Source organism: Amycolatopsis sp. NPDC003861 (assembly GCF_053605405.1).
In genome coordinates, this window is record NZ_JBSGJD010000271.1 from 1 (window position 1) to 12,605 (window position 12,605).

13 protein-coding genes are annotated in these 12,605 nt (G+C 70.5%); 6 read left to right on the forward strand and 7 right to left on the reverse strand.

Annotated features, from left to right (window positions below; translation table 11 throughout):
• Positions 1–99: 99 nt before the first annotated feature.
• Together ACWEVN_RS40725 and ACWEVN_RS40730 are read right to left on the reverse strand one after the other, a co-directional pair.
• On the reverse strand, positions 100–1,140 hold the full coding sequence (locus ACWEVN_RS40725) for an aspartate-semialdehyde dehydrogenase (protein ID WP_452054852.1): 1,041 nt from the start codon (positions 1,138–1,140) through the stop codon (positions 100–102).
• The gene (locus tag ACWEVN_RS40730) at positions 1,140–2,405 is read right to left on the reverse strand and encodes an aspartate kinase (RefSeq protein ID WP_449687368.1); all 1,266 of its coding nucleotides are present in this window, start codon (positions 2,403–2,405) and stop codon (positions 1,140–1,142) included. The genes ACWEVN_RS40725 and ACWEVN_RS40730 overlap by 1 nt, the downstream gene beginning before the upstream one ends.
• Before the next feature lie 228 nt (positions 2,406–2,633).
• Here ACWEVN_RS40730 and ACWEVN_RS40735 point away from each other — a divergent pair, with 228 nt between their 5' ends.
• Positions 2,634–3,224, forward strand: a complete 591-nt coding sequence (locus ACWEVN_RS40735) for a nitroreductase family protein (protein ID WP_452054853.1) — start codon at positions 2,634–2,636, stop codon at positions 3,222–3,224.
• 190 nt (positions 3,225–3,414) lie between these two features.
• Here the strand turns inward: ACWEVN_RS40735 and ACWEVN_RS40740 are convergent, their stop codons facing one another.
• A complete protein-coding gene (locus ACWEVN_RS40740; RefSeq protein WP_449687370.1) occupies positions 3,415–3,783 on the reverse strand; it encodes a hypothetical protein in 369 nt (122 codons plus the stop codon).
• Positions 3,784–4,011: 228 nt separating this feature from the next.
• Here ACWEVN_RS40740 and leuA point away from each other — a divergent pair, with 228 nt between their 5' ends.
• Both leuA and ACWEVN_RS40750 read left to right on the forward strand, forming a co-directional pair.
• The gene (gene leuA / locus ACWEVN_RS40745; protein ID WP_452054854.1) at positions 4,012–5,772 is read left to right on the forward strand and encodes a 2-isopropylmalate synthase; all 1,761 of its coding nucleotides are present in this window, start codon (positions 4,012–4,014) and stop codon (positions 5,770–5,772) included.
• The gene (locus ACWEVN_RS40750) at positions 5,769–6,746 is read left to right on the forward strand and encodes a helix-turn-helix transcriptional regulator (protein WP_452054855.1); all 978 of its coding nucleotides are present in this window, start codon (positions 5,769–5,771) and stop codon (positions 6,744–6,746) included. Before leuA ends, ACWEVN_RS40750 begins: the two co-directional genes overlap by 4 nt.
• Here ACWEVN_RS40750 and ACWEVN_RS40755 read toward each other — a convergent pair.
• Positions 6,737–7,639: an SDR family oxidoreductase gene (locus ACWEVN_RS40755; RefSeq protein ID WP_452054856.1), complete on the reverse strand. Its 903-nt coding sequence runs from the start codon at positions 7,637–7,639 to the stop codon at positions 6,737–6,739. The two genes, ACWEVN_RS40750 and ACWEVN_RS40755, sit on opposite strands and share 10 nt — an antisense overlap.
• Positions 7,640–7,769: 130 nt before the next feature.
• Here ACWEVN_RS40755 and ACWEVN_RS40760 point away from each other — a divergent pair, with 130 nt between their 5' ends.
• The gene (locus ACWEVN_RS40760) at positions 7,770–8,321 is read left to right on the forward strand and encodes a DedA family protein (RefSeq protein WP_452054857.1); all 552 of its coding nucleotides are present in this window, start codon (positions 7,770–7,772) and stop codon (positions 8,319–8,321) included.
• Here the strand turns inward: ACWEVN_RS40760 and ACWEVN_RS40765 are convergent.
• Positions 8,308–8,910 (reverse strand): peroxiredoxin-like family protein, encoded by a 603-nt coding sequence (locus tag ACWEVN_RS40765; RefSeq protein WP_452054858.1) that lies wholly within the window; start codon positions 8,908–8,910, stop codon positions 8,308–8,310. The two genes, ACWEVN_RS40760 and ACWEVN_RS40765, sit on opposite strands and share 14 nt — an antisense overlap.
• A 60-nt stretch (positions 8,911–8,970) precedes the next feature.
• Between ACWEVN_RS40765 and ACWEVN_RS40770 the strand changes: the two genes are divergently transcribed.
• Positions 8,971–9,573: a TetR/AcrR family transcriptional regulator gene (locus ACWEVN_RS40770; protein WP_452054859.1), complete on the forward strand. Its 603-nt coding sequence runs from the start codon at positions 8,971–8,973 to the stop codon at positions 9,571–9,573.
• On the opposite strand, the gene ACWEVN_RS40775 is transcribed toward ACWEVN_RS40770, so the two are convergent.
• Positions 9,563–10,468 (reverse strand): LysR family transcriptional regulator, encoded by a 906-nt coding sequence (locus ACWEVN_RS40775; protein ID WP_310969263.1) that lies wholly within the window; start codon positions 10,466–10,468, stop codon positions 9,563–9,565. The two genes, ACWEVN_RS40770 and ACWEVN_RS40775, sit on opposite strands and share 11 nt — an antisense overlap.
• 86 nt (positions 10,469–10,554) lie before the next feature.
• Here ACWEVN_RS40775 and ACWEVN_RS40780 point away from each other — a divergent pair, with 86 nt between their 5' ends.
• Positions 10,555–11,445 (forward strand): EamA family transporter, encoded by an 891-nt coding sequence (locus ACWEVN_RS40780; protein ID WP_452054860.1) that lies wholly within the window; start codon positions 10,555–10,557, stop codon positions 11,443–11,445.
• On the opposite strand, the gene ACWEVN_RS40785 is transcribed toward ACWEVN_RS40780, so the two are convergent.
• Positions 11,442–12,080: a DedA family protein gene (locus tag ACWEVN_RS40785; protein ID WP_310969266.1), complete on the reverse strand. Its 639-nt coding sequence runs from the start codon at positions 12,078–12,080 to the stop codon at positions 11,442–11,444. The two genes, ACWEVN_RS40780 and ACWEVN_RS40785, sit on opposite strands and share 4 nt — an antisense overlap.
• Positions 12,081–12,605: the final 525 nt, after the last annotated feature.

Sequence of the window (12,605 nt, forward strand, 5' to 3'; positions counted from 1 at the left end):
GGAGTTAATAGGTGTCATATTCCTATCGGCTTTTGGGGGCGCTCAGGATCCCCCGAGCGCCGCGAAACGGCCAAGCGATTATTCAGCTGTCCACTGTGGTCAGATCTGCTGGGCCACCAGCTCCGCGATCTGCACGGCGTTGAGCGCCGCACCCTTGCGCAGGTTGTCGTTCGAGATGAACAGCACCAGCCCGCGACCGCCCTCGACGCCCTGGTCCACCCGGATGCGGCCGACGTAGCTCGGGTCGTTGCCCGCCGCCTGCAGGGGGGTCGGGATCTCCGACAGCTCGACCCCGGCCGCGTGCGTCAGCAGCTCCGTCGCGCGCTCGACCGACAGCGGCCGCTCGAACTCCGCGTTCACCGAGATCGAGTGCCCCGAGAACACCGGCACGCGCACGCAGGTGCACGAGACGCCGAGGCCCGGGATGCTCAGGATCTTGCGGCTCTCGTTGCGGAACTTCTTCTCCTCGTCCGTTTCCAGCTCGCCGTCGTCCACAATGGACCCGGCCATCGGGAGGACGTTGAACGCGATCGGGCGGACGTACTTCTCCGGCTGCGGGAACTCGATCGCCGCGCCGTCGTGGGTCAGCAGCGAAGCGTGCTCGGCCGCCGCCTTCACCTGCCCGGCGAGCTCGTCGACGCCGGCCAGCCCGCTGCCGGACACCGCCTGGTACGTCGAAGCGACCAGCCGGACCAGCCCGGCCTCGTCGTGCAGCGGCTTCAGCACCGGCATCGCGGCCATGGTGGTGCAGTTGGGGTTCGCGATGATCCCCTTCCGCGCCTCCTTGACGGCTTGCGGGTTGACCTCGCTGACGACCAGCGGCACGTCCGGGTCCATCCGGAACGCCGAGGAGTTGTCGATCACCGTGACCCCCGCCGCGGCGAACCGCGGGGCCTGCGCCTTCGACGTCGAGCCGCCCGCCGAGAACAGCGCGATGTCCAAACCGGACGGATCGGCCGTCTCGGCGTCCTCGACCGTGATTTCGGTGTCGCGCCAGGGAAGCTTCGTCCCCGCCGAGCGCGCCGAAGCGAAGTAGCGCAGCTCGGCGATCGGGAACTCCCGCTCCGCCAGCAGCTTGCGCATCACCGCGCCGACCTGGCCGGTCGCGCCGACCACCCCGACCCGCAGCCCGTCCGCCATCAGCGACCACTCCCCGCGTAGACGACGGCTTCTTCGTCGCCGCCGAGTTCGAACGCCTCGTGGATCGCGCGCACGGCGTCGTCGAGCTGCGCGTCCCGGATCAGCACCGAGATGCGGATCTCCGAGGTGTTGATGATTTCGATGTTGACGCCGGCCTCGGCCAGCGCCTCGCAGAACGTCGCCGTGACACCCGGGTGCGAGCGCATCCCGGCGCCGACGAGCGACACCTTGCCGACGTGGTCGTCGTAGAGGACCGACTCGAAGCCGATCTCCTCCTTGACCTTCTCGAGTTCCTTGACGGCCTTGGCGCCGTTGGCCTTCGACAGCGTGAACGTGATGTCGGTGCGGCCGGAGACGGTGCTGGACACGTTCTGCAGCACCATGTCGATGTCGATCTCGGCGTCGGCGATCACGCGGAAGATCCGGGCCGCGGCACCGGTGGTGTCCGGCACCCCGGTCACCGTGATCTTGGCTTCGGAGCGGTCGTGCGCCACACCGGTGATCAGGGCTTGTTCCACGGGGATCTCCTCGATAGAACCGGTCACCGTCGTGCCCGGCTTGTCGCTGTAGGAAGAACGGACTCGGATCGGGACGCCGTAGCGGCGCGCGTACTCGACCGACCGCAGGTGCAGGATCTTGGACCCGCTCGCGGCGAGCTCGAGCATCTCTTCGTACGTGACGGTGTCGAGCTTCTTCGCGTCCGGCACCACCCGCGGGTCGGCGGTGTACACACCGTCCACATCGGAGTAGATCTCGCAGACGTCGGCGTTCAGCGCGGCGGCCAGCGCGACGGCGGTGGTGTCCGAGCCGCCGCGGCCCAGCGTGGTGATGTCCTTGGTGTCCTGCGCGACGCCCTGGAAGCCGGCGACCAGCGCGATGTAGCCCTGCTCCAGGGCTTCGGTGACGCGGCTCGGGGTGACGTCGATGATGCGCGCGTTGCCGTGCACCGACGTCGTCACGACGCCGGCCTGCGAACCGGTGAACGACCACGCCTCGGCGCCCTGGGCCGCGATCGCCATCGCGACCAGCGAGTTCGAGATGCGCTCACCGGCGGTGAGCAGCATGTCCATCTCCCGCTCCGGCGGCGCCGGGTTGACCTGCTGCGCCAGGTCGAGCAGCTCGTCGGTGGTGTCACCCATCGCCGAGCAGACGACGACGACGTCGTTGCCCGCCTTCTTCGTCGCGACGATCCGTTCCGCCACGCGCTTGATCCGGTCGGCACTTTCCAGCGACGATCCGCCGTACTTCTGGACCACGAGGGCCACGCCCGAACCTCCTCGCGGGCCGGGCGGCTCCCTGGTGGGCACCGGAGAGCCCCCGCGTCCCATGATTTGAACTGGAGCCTACCGGGGCTTCGGCGGCCCGCCACCCTCTTGACGTGGGGCGCACCCGTCCGGCGGCGGTCCGGGAAGTAAATCTTCCGCGATGCCAACGGAATGCGCGGAGCCCTTCCGCCCGAGTGACGCACAGCACTCGTGGGTAGGGTCGGGATCGTGCGAAAGCCAGCTGTGACGAGCGTCCCGATCGCAACCCTGATGGCGGAACGGTGGAGCCCCCGGGCCTACGACGAGTCAGCCGTCGTCACCCACGAGCAGGTACGGGCGTTGCTGGAGGCGGCCCGTTGGGCGCCGTCGTTCGGCAACACCCAGCCGGCCCGCTACCTGGTGGGCGTCCGCGGCACCCCGTCGTTCGACGCGATCTTGGGGACGCTGAACTCGGGCAACCAGGCGTGGGCCCACCGGGCGAGCCTGCTCCTGATCGGCGTGATGGTGACGACGAACGAGAAGGGCGCGGTGCCGTACGCCGAGTACGGGCTGGGGCTGGCGTCGGAGAACCTGGTGCTGCAGGCGGTGGAGCTGGGGTTGATCGCGCACCAGATGGCTGGCTTCTCGCCGGACGCGGTCCAGGCGGCGTTCTCACTCCCGGAGGACGCCGTCCCGAAGGTGGCGATCGCCGTGGGGTCGCCGGCGTCGCCGGACGTGCTGGAGGAGGACTGGCGGATCGAGCGCGAGAAGGCGGACCGGGTGCGGCTGCCGCTGGAGGAGTTCGCGTTCACCGGCCAGTGGGGCGAGCCGGCGCTCTAAGCCGGGACTCGCGTGATTCCCGGCGGGGCTCGCGTGATCGAAGCCGTATCTCGCGTGATCGGGGCCGGGACTCGCGAGTTCCGGCCCCGATCACAGGAGTTCCGGTTTCGATCACGCGAGTCACGGGCCTTGATCACACTGGATCGGCGAAGCGAACCGCGCCGCGTCGGTGCCGTGGCGCGGTCACGCGTCAGGAAGCGCCGCCCACGCGGCGGATGACCTTGGCCAGGATCCCCGACACGACCATCCAGAAGATCGCCGCAATGCCGTAGTTCACCAGCACGCGCAGCTTCTCGTCACTCGGCGTGAACAGGTCGCTGAAGCCCAGCGCGAGGCTGTCCGCCCAGGACTTCACGAACGACACGATGCCGTTGTCCGGGTTGGCCGAGCCGACCGTGAAGATCACGTGGATCACCAGGAACGCGGCGAAGACCAGCCCGACCCAGCGGACGACCGACGCCACCAGCGAGGCGACCTTGCCCCGGGTCTGGCGCCAGTCGACGGCCGCGCGGCCGGAGACGCGGGTCTCCTCCGACGACGACTCTGCGTGCTCACCCATGCCCGCAGTTTCGCACGCCACTACGCCGATTGCTACCCACAAGTAACCATGTGAGTAACGAATGCATCGCGGCCCGGCTTCCCTCACCGAGCGTTCCGTGGTTATGGTGGGGCCGTGGCGCGTGCTCTCCTGCTTCGCTGCCGCGACGGGGCCTGACCGGACCGGCTCCCCGTCGCGGGGCTTCGTGGTGCCGGTCGCACCCGTCGAGCTGGAGACACCCCAAATCCCATGAGCAAGATCCGCAAACCTTCTCGTCCCGCGCCCGCCGGCCAGCCCGCCTGGAACACCCAGCGCGGCACGTCCATGCCGGTGCACCGCTACCGCCCCTGGTACGACCTGGTCGAGAACATCGACCTGCCCGACCGCACCTGGCCCGGAAAGCGCATCGACCGCGCGCCGCTGTGGTGCGCCGTCGACCTGCGTGACGGCAACCAGGCCCTGATCGACCCGATGTCGCCGGCGCGCAAGCGCAAGTTCTTCGACCTGCTGGTCCGCATGGGCTACAAGGAGATCGAGGTCGGTTTCCCGGCCGCGTCCCAGACGGACTTCGACTTCGTCCGCGAAATCATCGAAGACCACGCCATCCCGGACGACGTCAGCATCCAGGTGCTGACCCAGTGCCGCCACGAGCTGATCGAGCGGACCTTCCAGGCCCTCGAAGGCGCGCCGCGCGCGATCGTTCACATCTACAACTCGACGTCGATCCTGCAGCGCCGCGTGGTCTTCCGCGAGGAGCGCGAGGGCATCAAGAAGATCGCCACGCAGGCCGCCGAACTGGTCGTCGAGCTGGCCGCGAAGCAGCCGGACACCGACTTCCGGTTCCAGTACTCGCCGGAGTCCTACACCGGCACCGAGCTGTCCTACGCGCTCGAGGTCTGCAACGCCGTCACCGAGATCTGGCAGCCGACGCCGGAGAAGCCGGTGATCCTGAACCTGCCGGCCACCGTCGAGATGGCCACCCCGAACGTCTACGCCGACTCGATCGAGTGGATGAGCCGGAACCTGGCCCGCCGCGACTCGGTGATCCTGTCGCTGCACCCGCACAACGACCGCGGCACCGGCATCGCCGCCGCCGAGCTGGGCTACCAGGCCGGCGCGGACCGGATCGAAGGCTGCCTGTTCGGCAACGGCGAGCGCACCGGCAACGTCGACCTGGTCGCGCTGGGCATGAACCTCTACAGCCAGGGCATCGACCCGCAGATCGACTTCTCCGACATGGACGAGATCAAGCGGACGGTCGAGTACTGCAACCAGCTGCCGGTGCCCGAGCGCTCGCCGTGGGGCGGCGACCTGGTGTTCACCGCGTTCTCGGGCAGCCACCAGGACGCCATCAACAAGGGCCTCGACGCGCTGAAGGACGCCGCGGACAAGGCGGGCGTACCGGTCGACGAGCACCCGTGGGAGGTCCCGTACCTGCCGATCGACCCGAAGGACGTCGGCCGCACGTACGAGGCCGTGATCCGGGTGAACTCGCAGTCCGGCAAGGGCGGCGTCGCCTACATCATGAAGGCCGAGCACCAGCTCGACCTGCCGCGCCGGCTGCAGATCGAGTTCTCGAAGGTCATCCAGCGCTACACCGACTCCGAGGGCGGCGAGGTCGACCCGACGACGATGTACAACGCCTTCTCGGCCGAGTACCTGGAGCTGAAGACGCCGCTGGAGCTGGTCCGCCAGCACGTCCGCGACAACGGCGACGGCGAGTACGACATCACCGCGACGGTCCGCGTGGAGGGTGACGAGCACGAGGTCACCGGCCGCGGCAACGGCCCGATCGCGGCGTTCTTCGACGCGCTGTCGACGGTCGGGTACGACCTGCGCCTCCTGGACTACAGCGAGCACACGCTCTCCCCGGGCGACGACGCGCGTGCGGCGTCGTACATCGAGTGCGCGATCTCCGACCGCGTGTTCTGGGGCATCGGCATCGCCCCGTCGATCGTCACGGCGTCGCTGCGCGCGGTCGTCTCGGCGGTGAACCGCGCCAACCGGTGAGGGCCGAGCGGCTGGTCGCGCTGCTGTTCACGCTGCAACGGCGGCGCAGCGCGACCGCCGCCGAGCTCGCTGCGGAGCTGGGCGTTTCGGAGCGGACGATGCACCGCGACCTCGCGGCGCTGCGCGAAGCGGGCGTTCCGCTGTGGACGGAGCAAGGCCGGCACGGTGGCTTCCGCCTGGTCGACGGCTGGCGCTCCGGGCTCGACGGCCTCACCGCGCGCGAGGCCGTCGCGCTCTTCGCGCTCGGGGTGCCTTCCGCGCTGGCGGGCCTCGGCCTGGACACGGCGAGCAGCGCGGCGCGGGCCAAGGTGTCCGCGGGCATGCCGGCCGAGCTGCAGGAACACGCGGCGTTGGTGGCCGGGCGGTTCCACCTGGACGCGCCGGGCTGGTTCGGTGCCGCCGACGAGCCGCCGTCCCTGGCCTCGGTCGTCGAGGCGGTCTGGGCGCAGCGCCGCCTCTCGATCACCTACCGGCGTAGCGACAAGGTGGCCGCGCGCGAGCTCGAACCGCTGGGGCTCGTGCTGAAGGCGGGGGTCTGGTACCTGGTCGCGCGGGTGGTCCCGGACGACGCGCTGCGGACGTACCGGGTGTCGCGGATCCTCTCGACGGCCCAGCTCGAGACGGCTTTCGAGCGGCCTGAGGAGTTTGACCTGGCCGAGTGGTGGCGGGTGTCTTCCGCGACGTTCGAGCAGGTCGCCCGGCCGCTGCGAGTCCGAGCCCGGCTGGACCGGACGGCGGTCCGCGAGCTGCGGCGGGTGTTCGGCGGGGAGCACCTCGGGGACACGGTGGTATCGCTGGGCGCGGCGGACGCCGACGGCTGGGCCGAGGCCGAACTCGCCCTGGAAGACGACGAGATCGGCCTCGGCCAGCTGGTCGCGCTCAGCCCGGGTGTCGAGGTGCTGGAGCCGGCTTCGCTGCGGGCGGAATTGGCCGCGATCGGCGCGAAGCTGGCCGCCCGCAACGCTCAGCGGTAACCGGTCGTATCCGCCGGTTTGCCCGCGTCCGCCACCTCCCGCATGTACCGCCAGGCGTCCGGGCGGCTGCCGTCGAGGTCGTTCACCTCGTACTCCTTCGCCAGCTGGCCGCTGCTCACCGTCTGCCCGGACCACCGCTGCCGCGCAGGGTCCGCCGCCAGGGCCACCACCGTGCGGCCGCAGAACGTCGGCGACTCGGCGATCGCGAAGTGCGGCACCCGCGAGCAGGCGTCTCGCCAGTTCTCCTCCGTCACCCCGTAGTGCTCCAGCATCGCCTCCGATCGCAGGTAGCCCGGTGTGAAGCCGACCGCGGTCGCCCCGAAGGCAGCCAGCTCGGCCGCCTCGCCGATCGCCAGCAGGTGCGCCGACGCCTTCGCCAGGTAGAACGGCAGCGACGTCCCCTCGCGGTACTTCGCGTTGTACTCGGCCGTGCCGTCGGTCAGCTCGACGACCAGGCCGCCCGGGCGGCCGATCAGCAGCGGGAGCAGGAAGTGGCTGGTGATCAGGTGCGCGTCGATGCCGAGGCGGATCATGCGCAGGCCCGCCGTCAGGTCGTGCTCCCACACCGGCTTGCCCCAGCCGAGGTGCTGGTCGCCGCCCCAGAGGCCGTCGACCAGGATGTCGAGGCGCTCGATCCGCTTGGCCAGCGCCTCGACCTCCTCCGGCACCAGGTGGTCGACGCGGATCGCTTCCGCCTCGCCACCCGCCCGCTCGACCAGCTCGGCCGTCTCCTCGATCGTCTCCGGGCGGTCCACTTCGGACCGTCCGGCACGGGTCGTCCGGCCGGTCACGTACACGAAAGCGCCCGCGCGGCCGAGTTCGACGGCGATCGCCCGGCTCGCGCCGCGCGTCCCGCCCGCCACCAGGGCGACTTTTCCGGAAAGTGTGTTCATGCGTTCAGCCTCACGGCGAACCATGACAACTCCTGGCATGGTTTCCCCGAGTCTGTGGAAGAGCTGTCGGGTTGCTGTGAGTCCCCGTCGATCGGGAGTGCCCGGCGGCGGGCCGGCGGTTAATGGAGGTGTGGACGGATCGACGGCGGGACTGCTGGTGCTGTTCGTCGTCGCGCTCGTGCCGCTGCTGCCCACCGAGGTGACCATCCTCGGCATGGGCATCTCGGCGGCGCAGGGCGGGACGTCGCTGGCGCTGGTGATCGCCGTGGCGAGTGCCGGGTGCCTGGCGTCCGACCAGGCGCTCTACGCCCTCGGCCGGTTCGGTGGCCGGGCGGCGCTGGACCGGCTGAGCAGGCGGAAGAAGGTTGCCGCCGGCCTCGGCTGGCTCGACGGGCGGCTGCAGCGCCATCCCCGGCCGGTGCTGGTGGTCGCCCGCTGGCTGCCGTCGGGCGGGACGCTCGGCGCCCTCCTCGCCGGGTCACTCCGATGGCCGCCGGCGGAGTTCTTCGCCGCCTCGGCCATCGGCGTCACACTCTGGACGTCGTACGTGGCCTTCCTCGGTTACGCCGGCGGCCGGATCGTCACCGAACCCGGGATCAGCCTGCTGCTCTCCCTGGCCGTGGCCCTGATCCTGGGTTCGGTGATCACCTACAGCGTGAAACGGTCGGCTAGAGCGCTTTGAGGATGTCCGCCGGTTCGGTCCGCGTGACGAAGTCCGGGTGGACGTCGATGTACCGGATCATCCGGTCGCGGCCGACCACGACGACGGCCGGGTGGACCAGCTCCCAGCTGCCGTTGACCTCCTCGAGGTCCGTCCCCAGCGTCTTCATCGCCTCGCGGACGACATCGGAGACCGGATAGCTCAGCCCGAGCCCGCGCGCGACGGTGCTCCCGACGTCGGAAAGCACCGGGAACGCCAGGTCCGGCGCCGGGCCGTCCGACCGCTGCGGGCTGATCGCCGCCAGGGTCACACCACGCTTCTCCAGCTCGGGCAGCAGTTCCTGCTGGTAGGTGCGCAGCGTCAGGTTGCAGTACGGGCACCACTGGCCGCGGTAGAACACGAGCACCGCCGGCCCATCGGCGACGAGTTCACCCAAGCGCGTCGGCGTCCCGTCGGCGCCAGGCAACTCGAAGTCCTCGATCTTGGCGCCCACCTCGGCGAAGTCCGTCGCGGCACGGCGGCGGTCCGCCTCGAGGACCTCGGCGATCTCCGGCGGCAGGGCGCCGCGGAGCTGGTCGTTGAGCCCGGTCAGGGCCTGGTCGAGCGTCATGGCTCCCCCTCAGTTCGTTGTACTGATCGGTACAGTGTGCCGAACTGTACTATTCGGTACATGGAGGCGCAAGCGGCTTCGACCCCGCGCGGCAAGCGCACGCGCGACGCGATCGTCGACGCGGCGGCGGGCCTGATGTACGTCGACGGCGTCGCGGGCACGAGCGTCGACAAGGTGCTGGCCGCGAGCGGCGCCGGGAAATCGCAGATGTACCACTACTTCAAGAACAAGGAACAGCTGGTCGCGGCCGTGATCGACCGGTACCTCGAGCAGATCCTCGGCAACCAGCCGGCCATCTTCACGCTGGCGTCCTGGGCCGACCTCGAGACGTGGACCGAGCAGCTGCTCGACGTCCACCGCCGCGCTGGCGGGCCGATCGCCTGCCCGCTGGGCAACCTCGCGGGCGAGGTGGGCGACAACCCGAAGCTGGCCCCGCTGGTCGACCAGGCCTACCGGACGTGGGAGTCCCACCTGGCGCGCGGGCTGAAAGCCTTGCAGGACAACGGAGAACTGGCCGCGGACGCCGACCCGGCCCGGCTCGCGCAGGCGGCGATGACGTCCGTCCAAGGTGGACTGCTGCTGGCCCACATCCGCCACGACCTCACGGCGCTGCAGGACGCGCTCGGCATCGCGCTCGGCTACCTGCGCGGCTTCAAGCGGTGAGCTGGGCGATCTCCGCGCGGAGTTCGTCGATCACCTTGGCCACCGCCGGACGCTGCAGCGCGCCCGTGCGGCACACCGCCTCCACCAGCCGGGCCGCGCGGATCCCGGCCAGCGGCCGGCTGACCAGGCCACTGCCCCGGCGGGTGTCGATCGTGTAGCGCGGCACCAGTGCGATGCCGTGCCCGGCCGCGACCAGCCGCTCGGTGATCCGGAAGTCGTTGATCCGCTGGACGACAACCGGCCGCACGCCGGTGCGGACGGTCAGCGAGCGCAGCACGTCGTCCACCGGGAAGCCGTGGTCGACGCCGATCCAGCGTTCGTCCGCCAGCTCGGCCAGTTCGACGCGGCGCCGGTTCGCCAGCCGGTGCCCCGTCGGCAGCGCGACGTCGAGCGGTTCGCGCAGCAACGGCACCACCTCGAGGCGGCTCGAGTCGAACTCCGGCGCGTGCTCGTCGCGGTGCGCCACGACGATGTCGTAGTCCGCGACCAGGCCAGGCACCTCCGGCGGCGTCATGTCGACGTCCCGGACGTCGACCTCCAGGCCGTCGTACCCGGCGACGCGCGACAGCAGCCCCGGCAGCAGCATCAAGCCGGCCGACTGGAAGATGGCGATCCGCACCCGCCCGCGCGGCGCGCTGCGGTAGGTGTCCAGTTCGGACTCGGCCCGTTCGAGCGCGGCGAGCACCTCATCGGCGCGGGCGACCAGCGCGCGGCCGGCGTCGGTCAGCCGTAGGCCCCGGCCCGCGGGCTCGGTGAGCGGCAGGCCGACTTCGCCCTGCAACGCGCGCAGCTGCTGCGAAACCGCGGACGGCGTGCAGTGCAGGGCACGCGCGGCCGCCGTCACGCTCCCGCGGTCGGCGAACTCCCGCAACGTGCGCAACCGGCCCAGATCCACGCCGTCACTGTACTTGAAGCTCCGCTACAAGGTTCCTGCAGATATTCTCGCTGGTCCTTCACGGTCGGCGTTGTCACAGTGGAGGCATGCCCGCTCGTGACCGTCTGCTCGCCGTGCTCGTCGCCGTCCTGTGGGGCCTGAACTTCCTGGCCATCCACGCCACACTCGGGCAATTCCCGCCGGTGTTCGCGGGCGCGCTGCGGTTCGCCGTGATCGCCGTGCCGACGATCCTGTTCGTGCCGTGGCCGAAGGTGAAGGTGCGGCACCTGCTCGGCTACGGCCTCGGGTTCGGCACCGGCCAGTTCGCGTTCCTGTTCATCGCGATGGACAGCGGGATGCCGACCGGGCTGGCGTCGCTGGTGCTGCAGGCGTCGGCGCCGTTCACGGTGCTGCTCGGCGCCGTCTTCCTGCGCGAACGCGTCACGCCGCACCAGCTGGCGGGCATCGCGCTGGCGGTGGCCGGGATGGCCGCGATCGCGTGGCAGCAGTCCGGGCACGCCGCGCTGCTGCCGATGGTCCTGACCCTGCTGGCCGCGCTGAGCTGGGCGTTCGGCAACCTGAGCACGCGCAAGGCCGAGCCGGACAACCCGCTGCACTTCACGCTGTGGATGTCGGTGGTGCCGCCGCTGCCGATGTTCGCGCTGTCGCTGGTCATGGAGGGCCCGGCCGCGCAGTGGCGTTCGCTGACGACGCTCGGCACCCCGACCGGCCTCACCGCGCTCGCCGGGCTGACGTACGTGGTGCTGATCGGCACGGTCGTCGGTTCGGGCCTGTGGACGACGCTGATGCGCCGCAACCCGGCGGGCGTGGTGTCGCCGTTCTCGCTGCTGGTGCCGGTGGTCGGGCTGACGGCGTCGTTCCTGATCCTGGGCGAGCGCCCGACCTGGCTGGAGGTCGGCGCGGCGGCCGTCGTGATCGCCGGGGTGCTGCTGGGCTCGTTGCGGTTCGCGCCCAAGCGGGAGCTGGTCGCGGTCTAGGCGGCGGTCTCTTCCTGCTTTTCCTCTTCCGGGTGGTTCCGGCCGAGGCGCTTCTTCATGACGAAGAAGACCACCACGCCGATGAGGACGGCGGCCACCAGGCCGAACTTGGAGAACCGGCCGAGCCACTCTTCGGCCACCACGCCGAGGTAGTAGACGGCGGCGGTGGTACCCCCGGCCCAGACGATGCCCCCGGCGGCGTTCGCCAGCAGGAACTTCGGGTAGTGCATCCGCAGCGACCCGGCGAGAGGCCCGGCGAGGATCCGCAGGAACGCGATGAACCGCCCGAGGAAGACGGCCCACACACCACGTTTGTTGAAGATCCGTTCGGCGTTGGCCAGGTGCGCCGGCCCGAAATGCTTCGGGAATTTCCGGCCGGCCCAGGCGAACAGCCGTTGCCCACCGGTTTTCCCGATGAAGTACCCGATGCTGTCACCGATGATGGCGCCGGCACTGGCCAGAATCCCGATCCAGAGCGGGCTCAGGTTGCTGTGCTGCGACGCGAGCAGGGCCGCGCTGACCAGCACGATCTCGCCGGGCAGCGGAATCCCGAGGCTCTCGATCATGATCACCGCACCGACGATCAGGTACACCGAGAGCGGCGGGATCGCCTCCAGCCATTGGTCGATGTGCACAGCTCGTACCCCCTGGTACCCACGTCCGATTTCGGTGTTCGCTTTCCGAAGGGTACCGGTGGTGTTCCGCAGAGCGCGGCATCCTCAGGTATGGCCGGGGGTACGACTTTGGTCGGGTTCCGCTTTTGGTCGAGGGGCGGCTTTGGCCGGGGTTGGCTTCGGTCGGGCTGGCTTCGGCCAGGGTCCGCTTGGGCCGGCTTGGGCCGCAGGCCCGGCTTCGGCCGGGGCTGGCTTCGGCTGGGCTGGTTTCGGCCGGGGTCCGCTTGGGCCGCAGGCCCGGCTTCGGCCAGGGTCCGCTTGGGCCGCAGGCCCGGCTTCGGCTTGGGCTGGCTTCGGCCAGGGTCCGCTTGGGCCGCAGGCCCGGCTTCGGCTGGGGCTGGCTTCGGCCGGGGCCGCTTAGGCCGCAGGCCCGGCCTGGGCCGCAGGCCCGGCTTCGACCGAGCGCTCGCCCCCCGTCCCGCCAAGCCCCACCGGCCACACCCCCCTGCCGACCCGATACGCAGCCGCCTCAGCGGCCGTCACGCC